Here is a 19,751-nt window from a genome sequence, read left to right as displayed (position 1 = left end):
GCATGAGCCGAATTCGACAATTTCAAGATTTGCACCATGGGGAGGAGCTGTTGTTTCTGGGTAACGCGTGGGATGTGATGTCCGCGCTTGCGCTTGCGAAGGCGGGTTTCCAGGCGATCGGCACGACCAGCTGGGGCGTGGCGAGCACGCGGGGGTACACCGATGGCGAGCGAATCGGATTCGCGGTGCATCTGGAGCTGATCCGGGCTATCGCAAGCCAGGTGAGCGTGCCGGTATCCGCCGATATCGAATCGGGTTACGGCGCCGATGTGGAGACGGTCGTGGACAACGTGCTGCGCATCGCGGAGGCCGGGGCAGCGGGCATTAATATCGAGGATTCGGCGAAGTCGCCGAGGGAACTGAAGCTGGTGGGCAAGCAGGCCGCGCTGCTGGCGGCGATCCGCGCGGCTCTTGATGCCAACGGATATGGCGGCTTCTTCATTAATGCGCGTACCGATACGTATCTCCTGATGAAGCAGCCGCTCGCAGAGACGATCGCAAGAGGGAAAGCCTATGCCGAGAGCGGCGCCAGCGGCCTCTTCGTTCCCGGCCTTCGGGAGGAGGCAGATATCGTGGAAGTTGTTGCGAGCATCCGGTTGCCGCTGAACGTGATGTCGCTGCCGGGGGTGACGGACGCGGCGCGGCTGCATGCGCTCGGCGTGAAGCGGTTCAGCTTCGGGAATGCGTTCTCGGATGCGGCGACGGCTTACGTGGAGACGAAGGCGGCGGAGCTGGCACGTCTGAGAGATACATCCATTTTGTATGGGACATAAGCAAGGATTGGTTAAACTGTCTTCTGAATGATATTAATTTTGACCGTTTGCGGCAAGTCAGATAAGCCTTATCGTATAGCTATCCGCACATGGCTGAAATCGGCCATTCGCGAGTCTTTAGCTATTCTATCCGAATCGAGGTTGGCATCATGAACAAACCAATACCGTCCGTACGCGAGGCGCGGCTAACCGCTTCGCTGTCTCTTCCGCATATCGTTGCGCTCTACGTCGGCTCCGTCGTGGGCTCCGGTATTTTGATGGTACCGGGGCTTGCGGCTGATCTCGCCGGGCCTGCCTCCATCGTAGCCTGGCTATTGATGTCCGTGCTTGTCGTGCCGCTCGCGCTCACCATGGGACTGCTTGCATCCCGATACCCGAGCGCCGGCGGCGTGTCGACCTTCGTGCGCGAGGCGTATGGGAACCGCGCCGGCAATATTGCCGGCTGGCTGTTCCTGCTGTCCGTCCCGCTTGGCGGACCGGTGCTCGCAGTGACCGGCGCGCGGTATGTATCGGTGCTGCTCGGCTGGGGAGCGCTCCAGACGTATACGCTGGCGGCGCTCATCCTGATCGTGCCGCTTGCGATGAACGTCTTCGGCCTGCGCTTGGCGGGCCGCATTCAGACGGTCGTCGTCGCCGTCATTCTCGCCATCCTGCTGCTGGCTATCGGGGCGGCTGTTCCGCACTACGAAGCCGCGAACTTCACGCCTTTCGCGCCGCATGGATGGGGCAGCGTCGCTCGCGCGGCTTGCTTGATGTTCTGGTGCTTCATCGGGTGGGAGGCGGTGACGCATCTGTCGTCCGAATTCCGGAATCCGCGGCGGGACGCTGTACACGGCGTGCTCTGGAGCGCCGGGGTCGTTGCGGCTCTTTATTTCGCGGTCGCCTTCCTGGCGGTTGCCACGCGCAGTTATGGCGGGGCCGGTTCGGCGGCATCGCTTAGTCTGATGGTGCAGCTAAGCTTGGGCAAGACGGGCGGCTGGATGGTCGCCGTCGCGGCGTTGTTTATTTGCTTCGCGGCCCACAACGCCTATTCCAGCGCGGCTTCGCGGGTTGCCTACAGCTTGGCGCAGGCGGGGGCGGCGCCTGCTTGGCTCGGACGGCTGCATCGTTCCTATCGGACGCCGGTCGGCGGACTGGCCTTCGTCGCAGCTGGCAATGCGATCGGACTGGCCGCGCTATGCAGCGGTTGGATCACGCTCGCGGGGCTGATCGTGCTGCCCAATGCGACGTTCATCGCCACGTATATCGCCGGTTGTCTGGCGGGGGTCAAACTGCTGCGGGGGCATCGGCTCGGCTATGCGGTGTCCTGGATATCGTGCGTGGCGACGCTGGCCATCTATCCGTTCCTCGGCTGGCCGGCGCTCTACCCGGCAGCGGTCGTCGCGCTGCTGCTCATCGCGGGACGCGTGCGAGAGAGACGCGCGATAACGAGCAGGGGAGTATTGGAGGGAAGGCGGCAGATTGCCGTCAATCGAACAGAGAATGAGCCGCGGCCGTGAGGCTGCGGCTATTGTCGCGGTTAGCAAAGAGGCTCGTCAGTGGAAGTCCCGCGAAAGCGATGCGTATCCGTTAGGGTAGGAGTAGTGTGGAACCGACTGCTGGCGAGCGAGTGCATGGAAGCGAAATAATGGCGCGGAACCCACTATTGGTGGGCGAATGAGCGCATTGAAGCGCAATAATGGTGCGGAACTCACTATTAGCGGGCGAACGCGCGTAAAGTAGCGCAATAGTGGCGTGGACCCGACTATTGGCGGGCGAACGCGCGTATGGTGGCGAAATAGTGGCGTGGACCCGACTATTGGCGGGCGAATGAGCGTATGGTGGCGCAATAGTGACGTGGACCCGACTATTAGCGGGCGAATGAGCGTGTGGAAGCGCAATAATGGTGCGGAACCCACTATTAGCGGGCGAACGCGCGTATGGTGGCGCAATAGTGGCGTGGACCCGACTATTGGCGGGCGAATGAGCGTATGGTGGCGCAATAGTGACGTGGAACCCACTATTGTCGGGCGAACTTGCGTATGGTGGCGCAATAGTGGCGTGGACCTGACTATTGGCGGGCGAATAAGCGCATGGTGGCGCAATAGTGGCGCAGCAACGACTATGGCCCCGGTCCCTATACGAGAAGCCGCTCGCACCTTGGCAGACGGGCTGCCTTACGATGCGAGCGGTTTTTTTTGACGGGGAGATGAAACGGGGATGGTGGTAGGGCTGGTACAGCTGAGAGGCTTGAGGTTTGGCTGTGGGGAATTATTACTTCGTGCAGTTGAAGGAGTCGGCAGGTTTAAGGGAGCTGCCGGCATGCATGAGTGAAGCAGCGAGGGAGCGAGGAGGCGCGATGCCATTTGCCTTTAAGAGGACCCTTAGAGATTGCGCTGTTACCTGAAAATGAAGAGGGAGAATTACGGCGAGGCGGTCTTGTGATTTCAAGTGCGACGGTTACCCCGCGTTCGTGCTGCCCTGCGCCGAACGCGGCGACAGCTTGCCGATCCAGATGCACAGGCCGGCGCCGACGTAGGCCAATCCCCAGAAGAACGCGAAGTACTTGTTGTCTTCAATCGGCAGGAAGAGGCTTAGCAGCATAACCAGGTGAAGAACAGCGACCCAACGAGGGAAGACTTTGGCGCGGAAAGTGACGATGGCGTACAGCAGCGTGCCGCCGGTCATGCCGATCATGCCGATCATTTGGGTAATGCCCGCTACGGCGCTGCCTTCGGCGATTTCGCGGACGCCGGGCAGGAACGCGGTGAACACGAGCGCCGTCGTCGCGACGTTGCCAATAATAATGGCGAGCGTGCTAATAAAGCCGAGGATGCCGGTCTCGCGGGACTGCACCATATACAAGGCAATCGAGCCGACGGACATGAGGATGCAGGCAATAAAGCCGAACGTCAGCTCCTGCACGCTGTCCGTCCCCCATATTAACGACGTCGGGGTCATCCCCATTCTCGCGATCCCCGCGATCAAACAAATCATGCCGAGCCATTGAATTACGCGATTTACATTCATTTGTTCATTGCCTCCTAAGGATGGTTTCGATCTGTTCTCATCATACCTCCGGGGCAATCACGGACGGCAGGGTAGGTCATCCTCGTTTTTCCAGGAAGATGCGGCGCCCGGAAACCGGGAAGATCGGGCATGACCCGGGAAAACGCGATTTTGGCATATTCACCCTTTGCCCGGCACGCTATAATGAAGGCATGAAAACGACGCGAATCTATATGCTGCTCGTCACCGTCTTCTTCATCGCGACGGCGGCGCTCTACATCAATTGCATACCGGATTATTACCATGCATTAATCAACCGATGCATTCTATCGGGCTGCGGCTTGTCGGTGCCCGCGCTCGAGATGGAGCCCGGCGGTATGTCGGTCCAGCAGACGGCGCTAGGGCTCGTCGTGATCGACGTCTCCTTCACGATGCTCTTCTACGCGTCGGCGGCCATCATTCTATGGAAAGGCGGCCGCGAGCCGATGGGGCTGCTGGGCGCGCTCGCGCTCATCGCCTTCGGTACGACGTTCCCTTCGCTGACATTCGTCGGATCGGAAGGATCGCCGATGCTGAAAATATGGTTCCTGAGCGTCTCGACGGTCGCATGGACGGCGATTTCGTTGTTCTGTCTGCTCTTCCCGAACGGCTCGTTCGTGCCGCGCTGGAGCCGCTACGCGTTCGTGCTGATCGCGATTCAGAACCTTATCAACCTTTTTGCCGGCGGAAGCATGTGGGAGCACTATCGTTTGCCGGTCATTTTCCAATTCGTCTGGTTCTTGTCCACAGTGTCGCTGCTTATCTATTCGCAGGTGCATCGGTTCCGCAATGTTTCCACGCCTGCTCAGCGTCAGCAGACGAAGTGGGTCGTTTACGGCGTTACGGTCACCTTCATCGGCTTTGGCATCATTAGCCTCATGTTCAGCCCGGCTGTGAACGACGGCTCGGCGACCATGTTCATCTGGTTGAACGCCGCGCTGCACATGACGCTGGCCACGCTGCCGATTACGCTGACGCTCGCGCTGCTCAGACGGCGGCTGTGGGATATCAACCCGCTCGTGAATCGGACGATCGTGTACGGTGCGCTCACGCTCACCATCGTGCTGGTGTATGCGGCGGCGGTGCTGTACTTGGGCAAGGTGCTGAATAACTGGAATCCGCTCATCGTCTCGTTCATCGTCACCGCGCTCGTGGCGGTCGTGTTCGCGCCGATCAAGGAATGGCTCCAGCGGCAGGTAAACCGGATGCTCAAAGGCCGGCACGACGATCCATACGCCGTCCTGCTCGAGCTGGGGGTCCAAATGGCGGAGCCGCTGGCGCCCGAGGCGATGCTCGCGGTAATCGCGGGCAAAGTCAAGGAAGCGCTGCGTCTGCCGTATGTCGGCATCACGATTGGCGTCGAGGGGCAGGAGACGGTCATCGCGGAAGCGGGCGAAGGGCGCGGGCAGCATGAGCTCCAAGCGTTCCCCGTCATTCATCGCGGACGTACGCTTGGGACGGTCTATACCGCGAGCCGGTCGCCAGGCGAATCGTTCACCGCTGAGGACAATCTGTTCCTGGAAGTGCTGCTGCGCCACGCGGGGCCGCTGGTCAATAATGCCGACATGCTTCACGCCATGCGCAAGCTGGCCGAGGATCTGCAGGAATCGCGCGAGAAGCTGGTGCTCGCCCGGGAAGAAGAGCGGCGGCAGCTTCGCAACAATCTGCACGACGATCTGGCTCCCAAGCTGGCGGCGCTCGCGCTGAACGCGGCTACCGCCCGCAAATTCGTCGAGCGAGACCCCGCCGCGGCGATCGCGATGCTGGATGAGCTGAGGTCGACGATTCGCTCCACAGTCGGCGATATTCGCACGCTCGTCAACGATCTGCGCCCGCCGGCGCTCGACGAACTAGGGCTCATCGGGGCGATCCGCACCCGCATGGACGAGCTGAGCAAGCCCGCCGTGCTGCTGGCCGGAGAGGAGAACGCGAAGCCGCTGCGCTTCGAGCTGGACGTGGAAGGGACGCTGCCGGCGCTGCGCGCGGCGGTAGAGGTTGCCGTCTATCGCATCGTGACCGAATCGATGGTGAACACGGTCAAGCACGCCCACGCATCGTTATGCCGGGTGCAGCTGGCCGTCACGGAGCGGGGCCGGCTGTTCGTGGAGATTCGGGACGACGGCGCAAGCAGCCCGCAGCATCCGGTCTGGTCGGGGATGTCGAGCGGCATCGGGCTCATGTCGATGCGGGAGCGCGCGGCCGAGATCGGCGGCGAATGCGGCTTCGAACGCATGGAGACGGGCGGCGTGCGCGTATGGGCGCTGCTGCCGCTCGATATGGAGAGCAAGGATAAAGGAGAGAAGCTGGCATGAGAATCATGATAGCGGAGGATCACCCGATGTTTCGGAACGGGGTGCGCAGCCTGCTGGCGACGATCGATGGCATGGAGGTCGTCGGGGAAGCGGCCACAGGCGAGGAGGCGGTCGCGCAGGCGGAGAAGCTGCTGCCGGATCTGATCCTAATGGATATTCGGATGCCGGGGATGAACGGGATTGAAGCGACGCAAGTGATCAAGGAGAAATTCCCGTCGATCAATATTCTGATCCTGACCATGTACCGGGACGACCAGTCGGTCTTCACCGCGATGCGCGTCGGGGCCAAAGGCTACGTGCTGAAGGACGCCGACGAGGAGGAGCTGCTGCAGGCGATCCGGATGGTCGGCAGCGGCTGCGCCGTGTTCAGCACGGAGATCGCCGAGCGGATGATGCATTATTTCGCGGCGCCGTCCGCGCCGGAGCCGGCCGGGATCGGCGGCTTGTCCGCCAATCCGCTGTTCGCCGAGCTGACGCGCCGCGAAGCGGATATTCTGCAGTGCATCGCCGGCGGCGAGACGAACGCGCAGATCGCGGCCCGTCTGCACATTAGCGCCAAGACGGTCGCGAACAACGTCTCGAACATCTTGAACAAGCTGCAGGTGCTCGACCGCCACGAGGCGCGCAAGCTGGTCGAGCAGTCGAGAACGATGCCGCAGCCGGGACGGCTTGGGTAAGCGCAAGCGGGAGCGACGAACGGAAAGAATAGAAAAGGAGAAAGAGCCGCCGCGGAGCGGCTTTTTCTCCTTTTTCGCCGTAACGATCGGGCTGCCGGCTATCGTAGGTAAGGGGACGGAACATTTTAGCGTCCGGCTTCGTTAAGGATGATGGCATGGAGGTCGAAGAAAAGGTTGTGATGGCAATGATGCGGGATCGAAAGCTGCCGATAGCGTTGCTGGTATGCGCGTTAGCGGCTACCACGAGCTGCGGCGACAATTTGGCGTCGAACGACGGCATTCAGACGGGATCGCCACCGGCCCGCGAAACGGCGGTCTTCGAGTCGAGAGCCGCCACGGAGGACGAAATCGGCGTCGCGCGGAAACGGATCGCGGAGCTGGATGGCCGTGCCGTGCTCGAGGCCGCGGCGGATATGAAGAACGGACAATATAATGAGCTGGCGCTCAAGCTCGATGGCCAAAAGGCCAATCTGGCCTTCTTTAACGTATTGACCCCCGGCTATGAGCCGCGCATGTTTTTTGGAGATTTCGACGGAGACAAGCAAGAGGACCTCGCGATCGTCGTGACGGCCAAGATCGGGGAAGACGAGAGGGTGGATGAGATTCGGGCTTTTCGGACGAACGATTTGAAGGAAATCAACATCCAGGATGCGTCCGTTGCCGCGGACGCGAAGCTGGGACAGGAACCATGGTACGCCGATGCGGCGATTGGCAAACGGCGGATTTTTCGGTTGGAGAACGGCACGCTGGTCGGGGAATTGTCCGTTCACGACAAGGCGAACAAGCTAATCGGTTCAACCATCGTCCATTATGCGAGCAAAGAGGGGTGGCTGCAGGGCGGCGAGGTCGTTGTACGGACGCTGCCGGATCGCATGCCGCTGCGCTATGCTCCGATGCAGCCGGCAGCCGTGCGGTACAAGCTGGTCGAGGCGTCGCAAGGGCTGGAGACGATCCGGTCGCTCGCTGAGTTGGACGCCGGCGAGGTTATCCTCTACCGGGCGGAGGGACAGACGGAGGGCGGATTCGTCGGATACCGGGGCGAGAGCGATTCGACGATCACGCGAATTGGCGAGATCGAGAACAACGTCTATCTCGAAGAGGCCTTCGCCAAAACGGTTGAAGTCTTCGGCCGCGAGCATCTGCGCGTCACATGGCCATGCGGTTCGAACTGCCAGCATAGCGACTATGCGATAGTCGAGAAGGACGGCGAGATCCGGCCCGGGCTGGCCGTCGATTACGCAGCCTTCGAAGTGGACCTCGACGGAGACGGCCGCAGCGAGATCGTGACCGGCTACGGCTCGCCGGTCCCGGAAATGCGCGTCATCCGGGAGGAGAAGGGCAAACTTAGCGAAGCGTTCGTGAACGAGACGTTCGGCGCGTCACCCTATCACGGCGTGCTGTTCGAAGCGAACGACCGTACGATCCAGACAACCGCGATCGATACTTGGGTTACCTATGAATTTGACGGATTAGGACGCTTGAAGCGTCTGAAATGACGGTAAAGTCATGATTCGAAGCGCCTCGGAGGAATTGAGGTTTCGGATTTCCTGGGCGCCTAAGAGCGCCCTTTTTGCCATCTCGAACAATGGGCCAAGCTATCCAATCCGGGCCGGCCTGTAGTACAGTATGTATGCGGTTACAACCCTTAAACGATAAACGAGGCAGGTTCCGATACGGAGGAGATAGCGATGGCGGCGAGAGAGCTGTGCAAAGTATTGATCGTGGACGACGAGATCTTGATCCGGCAAGGCATTAAGCATTATATGAATTGGGAGCAGGAGGGCTTCTGCATCGCGGGCGAGGCGGGCAACGGCAAGGAAGCGCTGGAGCTGATCGAGCAGGTGCGGCCGCATATCGTGCTGACCGACATCGTCATGCCGGTCATGGACGGCAACGAGCTGACGAAGGCGGTCAAAGCGTCGTATCCCGGCATCGAGGTTGTCGTGCTGAGCAGCTTCGGCGATTTCGATTACGTGCGGGCAACGTTCCAGAGCGGCGTGGCCGACTATATTCTCAAGCCGAAGCTTGCGACGGAGGAGCTGCTGGGCGTGCTGCGCAAGACCGCGGGCCGAATCGGATCGCTTGCTTCGACCGACGCCGAGCAGCGGGAAGACAGTCCGGATATTCGGCGGGAGATCGAGCGCATGGTCGCCGGGTATGAGACGGAATTGGAGCAAGACGTTATCCGCCTGGCGTTCCCGCACGGCGCCTTCCGCCTGCTCGGCGCGGAGTGGCCGGCGCACGGACAGCAGAGCGGGAGCGAGGCGGCGCTGAAGGCGTTCGCGGAGGCGGCCGCGCGCACGTCCGAAGCTTCGGCATTCGAATTGGCCAATATCCGGATGTGCGCGGTTCAAGCAGGACCGAACGTCGCGCTCGTCGTGCTGAACTACGATGCCGCGCAGGCGGGGCGAGAGGCGGCGGCCTTGGCGGATTCGGTCGCGGCCGCCATACGGGCCGCCGTGCCGCTAGTCTTCGTCGCGCTCACGGAGCCATTCCATGATTTTCGGGTCCTGGGCGAAGCATACCGCGGCGAGCTGCGCCGCTTGCTGGAGGCCGGGTTTTATTTCCCGGAGCTGCGCCTGCTCGAATCGGGCAAACTTCCTGCTTCCATGGCGACTGCCCCTTCGTTCCCTTTGGACCGGTTCGCCGCGGACTTGGCCCGCCGGCAATTCGAGGCCGCGTTCGGCCAGCTGCGCAAACATGTCGATGCGATCAGCGTCTCCTATACGATGGACGCGTTCGAGTACAAGTCGTTCCTCAGCAACATCATCTTCAACATTATCGTGCTGCTCGGCAACGCGGGCTACGACGTGAAGCCGCTCGAGCGCATCAAGTTCGCGTCGTTCAACGCGATCAACGAAGCACGCCGCGCGAGCGATGCGGCGGACCGGTTGTTCGCGTTCGTAGAGGAGGCCATCCGCTGCGCGGATGCCGGCTCGGCGGCGTCCGATGGCGGAACGGGCGGCGCGAACATGAAGCGGCTGCTCGATTACATGGAAGCGCATTACGCCGAGCCGTTGACGCTAAAGGAGATGGCGAAGCATTTTCACTTCAACGCGTCGTATTTGTCGAGCTATTTCAGCGCCCATAATCCCGACGGGTTCGCCGGGCACCTGAACAAAATCCGCATCGGCAAAGCGGCGGCTCTGCTGCGCGAAGGGGAGCTTGCGATCAACGAGATCAGCGGTCTTGTCGGCTATTCGGACCACAGTTATTTCTGCAAAGTATTCAAGAAACTGACGGGACGGTCGCCGAGCAGCTATAGACGCGAGCTTCTGTCTTAGGGGAGCGGTGCGGATGAAACGATACCTTGCGCGGCTCAAATACCACGGCCTCTTCCTGAAAATGTTCATCATCCTCGTCGTCAGCATCATTGCGGTGTCCGTGTCGGTCTCGTGGACGACGATCCGGATTTCCGAGCGGCTGTTCATCAATACATTCAGCATTACGAACGCGAAAGTCATCGGCCAGATCAAATCCGGCTTCGAATCGCTGAACACCGCTGTCGTCACGGCCGTCAACAACATTCAGCAGAGCGGCACGGTGAAGCAGTTTCTGACCGAAGGGGGCGGCAGTTCGCTGGCGATGTCCAAAACCTACTACAACATGAACAAGCAGATGAATCAGATCGCCTATAACGTGGACGCGTTCGAGATCGACATCAGCATCATCGGCGCCAACGGCCGCGTCTATGCGACGAAGCGGGAGAACTGGCCGATCGCCGACGAGGCGCTGAAGCGCGAGCCGATGACGGCCGCCGCCAAAGCGCAGCCGAGGAGGCTGCTCTATCAATACAGCGACGGGCTGGAGAACGAGAACGGCGAGCGGGAGCCGGTCATCGCCGCGACGAAGGCGCTGACGGAGCGCTCGAGCGGGAAGCTATACGGCGTCATGTACCTTGTTATGAAGGAGAGCCGGTTCAAGCGCTATTATGAAAGCTATACGAGCGAGGGCAACCATGTGGTCGTGCTGAGCAAAGACGGCGTCATCGTCTCAAGCGACCGCGAGGAGCTGATCGGACAGCAGGCGCCGGAACTGCTCGGCCATGCGCTGGACATCGAAGAGCGGAACATCGATTACAAGGATGCGCGGTTTATGGACAAGGACAATATCATGCTGGCCGATTATCTGTCCTTCTACGATATGCATGTCGTCAATCTGATCGATAAGCAGTGGGCGCTCGGGCAGCTGATCGATACGAAGTCGATCGTCCTCATCTGTATCGCGATCGTCGGCGTCGCGCTCATCATCGTGTTTCTTATTTTCCGCCGGCTGACCCGGTCGCTGACGCGGCTCGTCAAACAAATCTCGAACATCTCCAAGTACGACTTCCATCACTACGTCGCGGTGAGCGGCAGCTTCGAGACGCGGCAGCTGGCGCATGCGTTCAATTTCATGCTCGACGAGCTGCATGTCTACGTCGAAGAGCTGATGAAGACGCAGAAGAAGCAGCGCAATGCGGAGCTTGCGGCGCTGCAGCGCCAGATTAACCCGCATTTCCTGTACAATACCCTCGCCTCGATCAAAATCATGGTGCAGCAGGGCAGCCGGGAGAAGGCGGCGGAGACGATCAACGCGCTCATCTCGCTGCTGCAGAACGCGATCGGCAACGTCAGCGAGACGGTGAGCATCGAGCAGGAGCTGGACAATTTGAAGAGCTACGTCTTCATCAATCAGGTCCGGTACGGCGAGCGGATCAAGGTGAACTATTTCGTCGCGCCGGATTGCATGGAGGCTCACGTGCCCAAGCTGATCATTCAGCCGTTCATCGAGAACTCGTTCTTCCATGCGTTCAACGCGAAGCAGGAGGGGTACATCTATGTGCTTATCGCCCGGGAAGGCGGCGACCTCGTCTGCGAAATCGCCGACAATGGCGACGGTATGGACCGCATGGACGGAAGCCTGCTTCCGAAGCCGTCCAGCAGCAGGCAGCTGTTTACCGGCATCGGCGTGAACAACGTGAACGACCGGCTGAAGCTGCTGTACGGCGAGCCATACGGCATCACCATTGCCAGCGAGCCGGGGCAGGGCACCCAGGTGCGCATTCGGCTTCCTTTCCGTAGCGGACCTGAAGATAATGCCAGTTTCCAACAATCTTCCTAATAAGAGGGCGGCATTAGAAAAGCGACAGACGAGGAAGCGATAAAAGTCCAATTCCGTTCAAAGATATTCCTAACGGTCGCCGAAAGCGGAATGGTACGATGACGTTGTCATTAAGTAACCGCTTTCATTATGCTTTCGACAGGGGGAAGAAGGATGAAGAAGAAGTTGGCGACGGTGCTGTTATCCGGGATGCTGCTGCTCAGCGCATGCGCATCGAATTCGAACAACGGCGCGGGAGGCGCGAACGAGGAAGCGGCCGGCGGAGGGAACGCGGCTGCGGGCGGCTCGGAGGTGACCGTCTGGGCATGGGACAAGAACTTCAACATCAAGGCGCTCAACATCGCGGCCGATCTATACAAGAAGGACCATCCGGATTTTAAGCTGAACATCGTCGAGAACGCGCAGGATGATATCGTGCAGAAGCTGAACACCAGCCTCGGCTCGGGCACGACCAAGGGGCTGCCGAACATCGTGCTTATCGAGGATTACCGGTCGCAGAGCTTCCTGCAGGCGTTCCCGGACATGTTCCACGAGCTGACCGGTACGTTCAAGGCCGACGATTTCGCGCAGTACAAGATCGGGCCGACGAGCCTGGACGGCAAAAACTACGGTCTTCCGTTCGATTCCGGCGTCACGGGGCTGTTCGTGCGAACCGACTACCTCGAGCAAGCGGGGTACAAAGTCGCCGACCTGCAAAATCTGACGTGGGACGATTTCATCGAGATCGGCAAGAAGGTAAAGGAAGCAACCGGCAAGCCGATGATCAGCCTGGACCCGAACGACCTCGGCATTATCCGCATCATGATTCAGACGGCGGGCTCCTGGTATATGGACAAAGACGGGAAGGTGCCTTATCTAGTAGGCAACGAGGCGTTGAAGGAAGCGTTCGACGTCTACAAGCGAATCATGGAAGCCGACATCGTGAAGCCGCATTCCGACTGGAGCCAGTTCCTGGCGAATTTCAACAGCGGCGAAGTGGCGTCCGTGCCGACCGGCAACTGGATCAACGCCTCGATCAAGGCCGAAGCGTCGCAGTCCGGCAAATGGGCGGTCGTGCCGATTCCGAGACTAGCCGGCCAGCCGAATACGGTGAATGCGTCCAACCTCGGCGGCAGCTCCTGGTACGTGCTCAACGTGGACGGCAAGGAGACGGCGGCCGACTTCCTCGCCAAGACGTTCGGTTCCAACATCGACTTCTATCAGCAGCTCGTCACCGACATCGGCGCGATCGGCACGTATTCGCCGGCATCGAGCGGCGCGGCGTACGAGGCGGCCGATCCCTATTACGCCGATCAGAAGACGATCGCGGACTTCGCGAAATGGACCGATTCGATCCCGCGCGTCAACTACGGCTCCAGCACGTATGCGATCGAAGACATTCTCGTCGTCGAAATGCAAAATTTCTTGAGCGGCAAGGCGATCGACGACGTGCTAAAGGACGCGCAGCAGCAGGCGGAGGCGCAGTTGCAATAAGACGCGCCGGCCATCCCCGCTAGCACGACCGGCATGGGCGAGCCGCGCCCGGGGCTAACGTCCCGGCAAGGCTCGCCGTCGCCGGCCGAAAGAGGAGAGGATCCAATGAGAGCTGCCAGACCCGCCATGAGCATGCAGCGAAAGGCGAGCGCGGTCGGCTGGGCGTTCGTTATCGTGCCCGTCGTGCTGATCGCCGCCTTCTACTTTTATCCGATGATCCAGGCTTTCCTGCTATCGCTCCAGAGCGGGAAGGGAACGAACCTGAGCTTCGCCGGACTTGCGAACTACAAGCGATTGTTCGAGGATTCGACCTTCATCACCGCGGTCAAGAATACGTTCGTCTATCTCATCGTCCAGGTTCCGGTCATGATCATGCTCGCGCTGATCATCTCCGTCCTGCTGAACGACAGGCAGCTGAAATTCAAAGGGTTCTTCCGGACGGCGATCTTCCTGCCCTGCGTCACGTCGCTCGTCGCTTACTCCGTCGTGTTCAAATATTTGTTCGGCCAGGACGGCCTCGTCAACGTCATGCTGATGAAGCTTGCGCTCATCTCGGAGCCGATCGGCTGGATCACCGACCCCTTCTGGGCGAAAATCACGATCATCGTCGCGATTACGTGGCGTTGGACGGGCTACAACATGATTTTCTACTTATCCGCGCTGCAAAATATCGACCATGCGATCTACGAGGCGGCCCGCATCGACGGCGCTTCGTCCATGGCCCAGTTCTTCCGCATTACGATCCCGATGCTCAAGCCGATCATTCTGTTCACCTCCATCACGTCGACGATCGGCACGCTGCAGCTGTTCGACGAGGTCATGAACATTACGAAGGGCGGACCCGGGAGCGCGACGACGACGATCTCCCAGTACATTTACAACCTTTCGTTCAAATACACGCCGGACTTCGGCTACGCGGCAACCGTCTCGTATTCGATCGTGGCGCTGATCGTCGTCTTCTCGTTCCTCCAATTCAAAGCGGCAGGTGATAAGCATGCCTAAGCTGAAACGGGCTTTCGCCTACGCGTTCTTGATCATCGCCGCCGTGGTCTCGATTTTCCCCTTCCTGTGGATGCTCGTCAGCACGACGAACAAGTCGGTCGACGTGACGAAGGGCAGGCTGCTGCCCGGCGGGGAGCTGGCCGGCAACGTGAAGCGGCTGCTCGATACGGTCGATCTGGTGCCCGCCCTGCTGAATTCGGCGAAGATCTCGATCACGACGACGGCGCTGGCGCTCTTGATCGGTTCGCTGGCCGGGTACGGCTTCGAGATTTATCGGAGCCGCGCGAAGGATATCGTCTTTAACATTTTGCTGCTGTCGATGATGATCCCGTTCGCCGCGCTCATGGTGCCGCTGTATCGGATGTTCGCGACGCTATCGCAGCATGCGCCGGGCATCGGGATCGACACGGCCGCATCCGTCGTGCTGCCGACGATGACGACCGCGTTCCTCATTTTCTTCTTTCGTCAGAGCACGAAGATGTTCCCGAAGGATATGCTGGAAGCGGGGCGCATGGATGGACTCAGCGAGCTGGGCGTCTTCTTTCGCATCTACGTGCCGACGATGAAGACGACCTACGCGGCCGCGGCGATCATTACGTTCATGTCGAGCTGGAACAACTATCTGTGGCCGCTCATCGTGCTGCAGTCGGAGGAGAACAAGACGATTCCGCTCCTGATCTCCAATCTCGGCTCGGGTTACTCCCCGGACTACGGCGTCATCATGACCGCGATCGTCATCGCGACTTTGCCGACGGCGCTCGTGTTCTTCCTGATGCAGAAGCATTTCGTGGCGGGGATGATCGGATCGGTCAAATAAAGCCAGCATACGCGCCAAGCCGCTTTCCATCCCGGGAAGCGGCTCTTGGCGTTCCGGCTCCCGATAAAAATCCACCTTTTGGGAATGAGCGAAGGGACTTGAATACACACTAATAAAGTTACAGATGAACAGGTGCGATCGACGACCGGAGGTTGGCAGGTTGATACTCACGCTTCGCAAAAAAATGTTTTTGAGCTATAGCGCCATTATCGCGCTCTTCGTCATAACGGTTGTCGTGTCGGCGTTTCTATCCGAACGGATGGTGGAGCTGACGAACGAAAGCAGCGTCTCGGGCAAACGGATGGAGGTGCTGCAGCGATTGAATTTGTTCGCCCGCACCGCCAACGACAACGGCGCGCATTATCTGCTTGCGCCGCTCTACGTCGAGGCGGACTACGAATCGCGATTCAATTCGAACGTGCGGTACGTGAACGCGGAGATGAGGCGCTTGGTGGAGATGACAAGCGATGCGCAAGCCCTTGCCCAGATCGATCGCTTCAAGCAAAAATGGGCGGACTATCTGACGCACAAACGCAGGACGATGGCGCTCAAGCAGCAGGGGGAAGCCGAGAAGGCGCGGGAAGCGTATGCCAAAGACAGCTTCGACCCGATCGCGTTCGCGCTTCACGCCTTCTTCAAGAACGAGCAGGCGCGGGTGGATCGGAATAACAACGAGATCCGCGGCATCGGCAATCTGATTGTTCGGGTCAACTATACGATGGCCGGCTCCGGCATCGCGCTGTCGCTGCTGATTGCCATCACGCTATCGAACCACCTCCTTCGGCGCATCCGACTGCTCAAATCATCTGCGCAGAAGGTGGCGGAGGGTGATCTGCAGGTGGCCGATTTGCACTTCAAAGGACGCGATGAGCTGTTCGAACTGGCGGAGGCGTTCAATCGGATGACGCATTCGCTTCGCACCGTGATCGACTCGAACGCGTTCTTGATGCAGATCTCCAGAAGGGACGCGCTGACCGGCATTGCGAACCGCAGATGCTATGACGATACGCTGGAGCGGGAATGGCGGCGGCTCGTGAAGGAGGCGAAGCCGATCTCGCTGATCTTGTTCGATATCGATTATTTCAAACGCTATAACGACCACTACGGCCATCAGGCCGGCGACGAATGTTTGAAGCTGGTCGCGGCAATCTTGCAGGAGCAGGTCGGACCCGCGGACTTGGCCGCCCGGTATGGAGGGGAGGAGTTCGTGGTGCTGCTCCCGAATCAAGACAGGTCGGATGCGAGCGGCATGGCGACGCGGTTTCAATCGGCGCTGGCGGAACGCGCTATACCGCATATCCGCTCCGAGGTGAGCGAGTATGTAACGGTGAGCATCGGCATTGCGTCCGCGTCCGCACGGGAACTGGACCATCCGCGAAGGCTGCTGCTCGAAGCCGATCAAGCGCTGTATGCGGCCAAAGAAAGCGGCAGAAACCGGATCTGCTTCTACGATCCTGCGATTGCCGGCAAAGGAGTGGAGCCCCATCAGGATTAAACGCAACGCTATTCTGTCAGCTTGGCTGCTGTCGCTGCTGCCGCTGGCTTCATGCTCAGGCGCGGGCGAGTCGGGCGAACCCGTCCAATTAACGTTCTGGACGACTACATCGCCGGCGGAGACGACCTTCTTCCGCAATCGCATCGACGCGTTCATGGAGGACCATCCCGGGATCCAGGTTCGGATCGAGCAGCACGAATTCCCGTTCGCCACGAACGAATTCAAGACGGCGGTGCTGGGCGATCAAAGCGTAGACGTCTTTCGCGCGGACAACACGTGGATTCCCGAGTATGCGGAGCTTGAAATTTTGTATCCGCTCGATGAGCTCTCGCCCGCGTCCCGCTTCGGCGGCTACGTCCCTTCCGCGATGGAACCCCTTCGGTACCGGAACCGGTTATACGGATTGCCCTCGGTCTTGGAGGTGCCCGCCTTGCTGTACAATAAGCGGATGCTGAGCGAAGCGGGCTTCCAGGCGCCGCCGGCCACGATGGACGAGCTGCTGGCGATGGCGAAGAAGTTGACCGGGAGCAGCCGATACGGAATGTTCGTCACCGAGGATTCGTACTATGCGCTTCCTTACCTCTGGGCTTTCGGGGGCGGCATGATCACGGAAGAGGGCAAGATCGAGATCGCGTCCGAGGACTCGCGGCGTGCGCTGGCCTTCATGGTTCGTCTGCGCGAGGAGGGGGTAACCCAGCCCTACGCCGATTTCACGGATTGGTATAACCGGATGGTCGGCGACTTTGCAGATGGCCGATCCGCCATGATCATGAACGGTCCATGGGCGATCGGCGATATCCGGTCGACGGGCGGCCAATTTCGAAACAACGACTACCTCGGCATCGCCCCGATGCCGAAGGGACCCAAAGGGCAAGGTTCGCCGATCGGCGGTCACAGTCTGGTCATTAATAAATACAGCGCGCATCCCAATGAAAGCCTGGAGCTGATCGCATATCTGACGGACAGCGAGACGCAGGTGCGTCAAAGTCTGGCCTTCAAGACGCTGCCGACCCAAACCGCCGCGTATGCGGACAAGCGTCTGGCGCAGGACAAAATCGTGCAGGGCTTCAAAAAGCAGCTGGATACGGCAAAAGCCAGGCCGGCGCTTCCCGAAGGCTCCGCGCTGTTCAGAGATTTCACGCACAATCTGAGCGCGATTCTGTTAGGGAAGGTATCGGTCGAAGAGGGGACGCGAAATATCGAAGCCGATTGGAAGGATTTGCTGGATTAAGCATAACGAGAGAAAGCCAGTCTCCCGAGGGGCGCTACCCAAGGTCGGCTGGCTTTCCTTATTCGTGCATTGCGCGTTGGGCGTGGACTAAGATGCGGTTCCCGTCACGGTCGCGCCCTGCTTCGTAATCGTATAGCTCACGATCTCGCCGCTCCAGAAGTGGAGCTTCAAGTTCACGACTCCGTCATTCACTTCGTTGAAGAAATTCGCGGGCAGGACTACAGTGCCAGCTGCGTAGTCCGGCGAGAACGCGTAGCCGAATTCTTTGAAAGGGGTCCAATTCTGCGGCCCGGCATTGCCGCCGGCTGCGTAGACGGCTTCCATCGTGGCAAGCCTGTCGCCGTTAAATGCCGTCGGGATCGCGAAGCTCTCGGTCGTGCCTTCGGCGTTTGCGAGCGTCGGCGTCTTGTAGGTGATCACGTCGAACGTCCAATCCGCGCCTTTGTTGAATTCGGCGACGAGCTCGGCGTTCTCGCCCAGTTGGCCGGAGGCGGTCAGCTTCTTCAGGAGGGCGGCCTTGAACGTCAGCGTATCGCCGGACAGCTCGTAGTCTTTGCCTTTCTTCAGCTTATCCTTGCCCGCGCGGATCGCGGACAGCTTGTTGCCGTTCAAGTTCAGCGTCACGGCCGCGTCTTGGATGTCCGCGCCTTGCTTCAGGTAGATCAGATCGCTCGCGGCGGTCGCGGAACGGCCTTTCCAGCTTGCTTGCATCAGATCGAATAGCTGCGGATCTTTCCACGTATAGTTCAACCGGTCGAAGTGCTGGCCGTTATCCCACAGCATGTGGGTAATGTTCTTCTGGTTCAGGTAGTCGATCAGGAATTCGAAAAATTTCAGCTTCTCGCCTTGTTCGATCGTGCCGGTGTTCTTATCGAAGCCGAGCAGGCCGAACTCGCCGAGGATGACCGGAACGCCTTTTGCCACGAGCGTGTTGTAGACGCGGTCGAACGTGTCGGTGATATCCTTCTGCGTCTGCTCCTCGAAGCGGGTAAAGCCGGCGATATTCACGCTGAATGGCCAGAAGCCGTAATAGTGGACGGTCGCGATCAGATTCGGGTCGTTCAAGCTTTGGATCGTGCCGTACAGCTGGTCAAGCCGGTCTTGGCTCGCGTTCGTCTCGAGCGTCGGCAGCACGAGCGGACGGACGTCGTTCTTACCGCCGGACGCGCGGACGATGCTGTGGAAGGACGTGTTCAGCTCGGCGAGATGCGCGAAGAATGCGTCGGCATCTTCGCCCCAGCCGCTGCTGAAGCGCGGCTCGTTGATGCTCTCGAATGACAGCTTGGTCGAGTAGTTTTTGAACCGGTCGGCGATTTGGGTCCACGCCGCATTATAGCGGGCGAGCACCGCGTCATGCTCGGTCCCCATATTCGTCACCCACAGCCAGGAATCGTGGTGCAGGTTGATCATGACGTACAGCCCTTCGTCGAGCGACCAGTCGACGACTTCGGCGACGCGGTCCAAGAAGGCGGGATCGATCTTATAATCCGGCGCGCCGCCCATGTGCTGCTGCCAGGTGACCGGAATGCGGATGCTGTTGAAGCCTTGTTTGGCAATGGCTTTGATCTGCGCTTTGGTTACGCGCGGGTTGCCCCAGGACGTCTCGTCCGCGCCGGTGGCGTCGAACGTATTGCCGAGATTCCAGCCCGGCTGCATTTTCTTCACGTAGGACTGAATGCTGGTGGCGCGCTCTTTCTCTTTCTCCCGCTCGGCGCCGTCCGAGGCGGACGCGACGGCCGGGGTGAGCATGGCGACAAGAAGAAGAAGGGTGAGGACGAGCATGTGTCTAGGTCTGCGAAGCAAAGTCATGTTTCGATAAACCTCCTTGAAATAATGTCGTC

The 19,751-nt window shown here is 59.8% G+C and carries 14 protein-coding genes; 12 read left to right on the top strand and 2 right to left on the bottom strand.

Features of this window, described 5'->3' with window-relative positions:
• Positions 1 to 2 precede the first annotated feature (2 nt).
• Complete coding sequence (locus ACFFSY_RS09545; RefSeq protein ID WP_377493173.1) at positions 3 to 773, top strand: isocitrate lyase/PEP mutase family protein; 771 nt, start codon at positions 3 to 5, stop codon at positions 771 to 773.
• A gap of 149 nt (positions 774 to 922) precedes the next feature.
• The gene (locus tag ACFFSY_RS09540) at positions 923 to 2,272 is read left to right on the top strand and encodes an APC family permease (RefSeq protein ID WP_377493171.1); all 1,350 of its coding nucleotides are present in this window, start codon (positions 923 to 925) and stop codon (positions 2,270 to 2,272) included.
• Positions 2,273 to 3,212: 940 nt separating this feature from the next.
• Here ACFFSY_RS09540 and ACFFSY_RS09535 read toward each other — a convergent pair.
• Positions 3,213 to 3,782: a hypothetical protein gene (locus ACFFSY_RS09535; RefSeq protein ID WP_377493169.1), complete on the bottom strand. Its 570-nt coding sequence runs from the start codon at positions 3,780 to 3,782 to the stop codon at positions 3,213 to 3,215.
• A gap of 191 nt (positions 3,783 to 3,973) precedes the next feature.
• Between ACFFSY_RS09535 and ACFFSY_RS09530 the strand changes: the two genes are divergently transcribed.
• The 10 genes from ACFFSY_RS09530 to ACFFSY_RS09485 all read left to right on the top strand — a co-directional run bounded on the left by ACFFSY_RS09530 (position 3,974) and on the right by ACFFSY_RS09485 (position 17,910).
• Entirely contained in the window at positions 3,974 to 6,112 is a 2,139-nt protein-coding gene (locus ACFFSY_RS09530; RefSeq protein ID WP_377493167.1) for a GAF domain-containing sensor histidine kinase, read from the top strand.
• The gene (locus ACFFSY_RS09525) at positions 6,109 to 6,789 is read left to right on the top strand and encodes a response regulator (RefSeq protein WP_377493165.1); all 681 of its coding nucleotides are present in this window, start codon (positions 6,109 to 6,111) and stop codon (positions 6,787 to 6,789) included. The genes ACFFSY_RS09530 and ACFFSY_RS09525 overlap by 4 nt, the downstream gene beginning before the upstream one ends.
• Positions 6,790 to 6,944: 155 nt before the next feature.
• Positions 6,945 to 8,285 carry a hypothetical protein gene (locus tag ACFFSY_RS09520; protein ID WP_377493163.1) on the top strand — a complete coding sequence of 447 codons (1,341 nt, stop codon included), beginning with the start codon at positions 6,945 to 6,947 and terminating at the stop codon, positions 8,283 to 8,285.
• Between the two features lie 192 nt (positions 8,286 to 8,477).
• On the top strand, positions 8,478 to 10,073 hold the full coding sequence (locus ACFFSY_RS09515; protein WP_377493161.1) for a response regulator: 1,596 nt from the start codon (positions 8,478 to 8,480) through the stop codon (positions 10,071 to 10,073).
• Positions 10,074 to 10,086: 13 nt separating this feature from the next.
• A complete protein-coding gene (locus ACFFSY_RS09510) occupies positions 10,087 to 11,892 on the top strand; it encodes a cache domain-containing sensor histidine kinase (RefSeq protein WP_377493159.1) in 1,806 nt (601 codons plus the stop codon).
• A gap of 153 nt (positions 11,893 to 12,045) precedes the next feature.
• On the top strand, positions 12,046 to 13,365 hold the full coding sequence (locus tag ACFFSY_RS09505; protein WP_377493157.1) for an ABC transporter substrate-binding protein: 1,320 nt from the start codon (positions 12,046 to 12,048) through the stop codon (positions 13,363 to 13,365).
• Positions 13,366 to 13,470: 105 nt separating this feature from the next.
• Positions 13,471 to 14,367, top strand: a complete 897-nt coding sequence (locus tag ACFFSY_RS09500; RefSeq protein ID WP_377493155.1) for a carbohydrate ABC transporter permease — start codon at positions 13,471 to 13,473, stop codon at positions 14,365 to 14,367.
• Complete coding sequence (locus ACFFSY_RS09495) at positions 14,360 to 15,184, top strand: carbohydrate ABC transporter permease (protein ID WP_377493153.1); 825 nt, start codon at positions 14,360 to 14,362, stop codon at positions 15,182 to 15,184. The genes ACFFSY_RS09500 and ACFFSY_RS09495 overlap by 8 nt, the downstream gene beginning before the upstream one ends.
• A gap of 160 nt (positions 15,185 to 15,344) precedes the next feature.
• Entirely contained in the window at positions 15,345 to 16,679 is a 1,335-nt protein-coding gene (locus ACFFSY_RS09490) for a GGDEF domain-containing protein (protein ID WP_377493151.1), read from the top strand.
• A complete protein-coding gene (locus tag ACFFSY_RS09485; protein WP_377493149.1) occupies positions 16,645 to 17,910 on the top strand; it encodes an extracellular solute-binding protein in 1,266 nt (421 codons plus the stop codon). Before ACFFSY_RS09490 ends, ACFFSY_RS09485 begins: the two co-directional genes overlap by 35 nt.
• An 87-nt stretch (positions 17,911 to 17,997) precedes the next feature.
• On the opposite strand, the gene ACFFSY_RS09480 is transcribed toward ACFFSY_RS09485, so the two are convergent.
• Positions 17,998 to 19,719 (bottom strand): cellulase family glycosylhydrolase, encoded by a 1,722-nt coding sequence (locus ACFFSY_RS09480; RefSeq protein WP_377493147.1) that lies wholly within the window; start codon positions 19,717 to 19,719, stop codon positions 17,998 to 18,000.
• Positions 19,720 to 19,751 lie beyond the last annotated feature (32 nt).

Origin of the sequence: Paenibacillus aurantiacus (genome assembly GCF_042431225.1) — a bacterium.
Taxonomy (GTDB): domain Bacteria; phylum Bacillota; class Bacilli; order Paenibacillales; family Paenibacillaceae; genus Paenibacillus_Z; species Paenibacillus_Z aurantiacus.
The sequence above is the reverse complement of the archived record's forward strand: the minus strand, read 5'-3'. Positions and strand labels throughout refer to the sequence as shown.

What these genes read in the sequence shown, in the direction of transcription:
- ACFFSY_RS09515 (WP_377493161.1), top strand. Translation starts at nt 8,478, where the DNA reads ATGGCGGCGAGAGAGCTGTGCAAAGTATTGATCGTGGACGACGAGATC.
- ACFFSY_RS09545 (WP_377493173.1), top strand. Translation starts at nt 3, where the DNA reads ATGAGCCGAATTCGACAATTTCAAGATTTGCACCATGGGGAGGAGCTG.
- ACFFSY_RS09495 (WP_377493153.1), top strand. Translation starts at nt 14,360, where the DNA reads ATGCCTAAGCTGAAACGGGCTTTCGCCTACGCGTTCTTGATCATCGCC.
- ACFFSY_RS09530 (WP_377493167.1), top strand. Translation starts at nt 3,974, where the DNA reads ATGAAAACGACGCGAATCTATATGCTGCTCGTCACCGTCTTCTTCATC.
- ACFFSY_RS09500 (WP_377493155.1), top strand. Translation starts at nt 13,471, where the DNA reads ATGAGAGCTGCCAGACCCGCCATGAGCATGCAGCGAAAGGCGAGCGCG.
- ACFFSY_RS09525 (WP_377493165.1), top strand. Translation starts at nt 6,109, where the DNA reads ATGAGAATCATGATAGCGGAGGATCACCCGATGTTTCGGAACGGGGTG.
- ACFFSY_RS09540 (WP_377493171.1), top strand. Translation starts at nt 923, where the DNA reads ATGAACAAACCAATACCGTCCGTACGCGAGGCGCGGCTAACCGCTTCG.
- ACFFSY_RS09520 (WP_377493163.1), top strand. Translation starts at nt 6,945, where the DNA reads ATGGAGGTCGAAGAAAAGGTTGTGATGGCAATGATGCGGGATCGAAAG.
- ACFFSY_RS09510 (WP_377493159.1), top strand. Translation starts at nt 10,087, where the DNA reads ATGAAACGATACCTTGCGCGGCTCAAATACCACGGCCTCTTCCTGAAA.
- ACFFSY_RS09535 (WP_377493169.1), bottom strand. Translation starts at nt 3,782, where the DNA reads ATGAATGTAAATCGCGTAATTCAATGGCTCGGCATGATTTGTTTGATC.
- ACFFSY_RS09480 (WP_377493147.1), bottom strand. Translation starts at nt 19,719, where the DNA reads ATGACTTTGCTTCGCAGACCTAGACACATGCTCGTCCTCACCCTTCTT.
- ACFFSY_RS09505 (WP_377493157.1), top strand. Translation starts at nt 12,046, where the DNA reads ATGAAGAAGAAGTTGGCGACGGTGCTGTTATCCGGGATGCTGCTGCTC.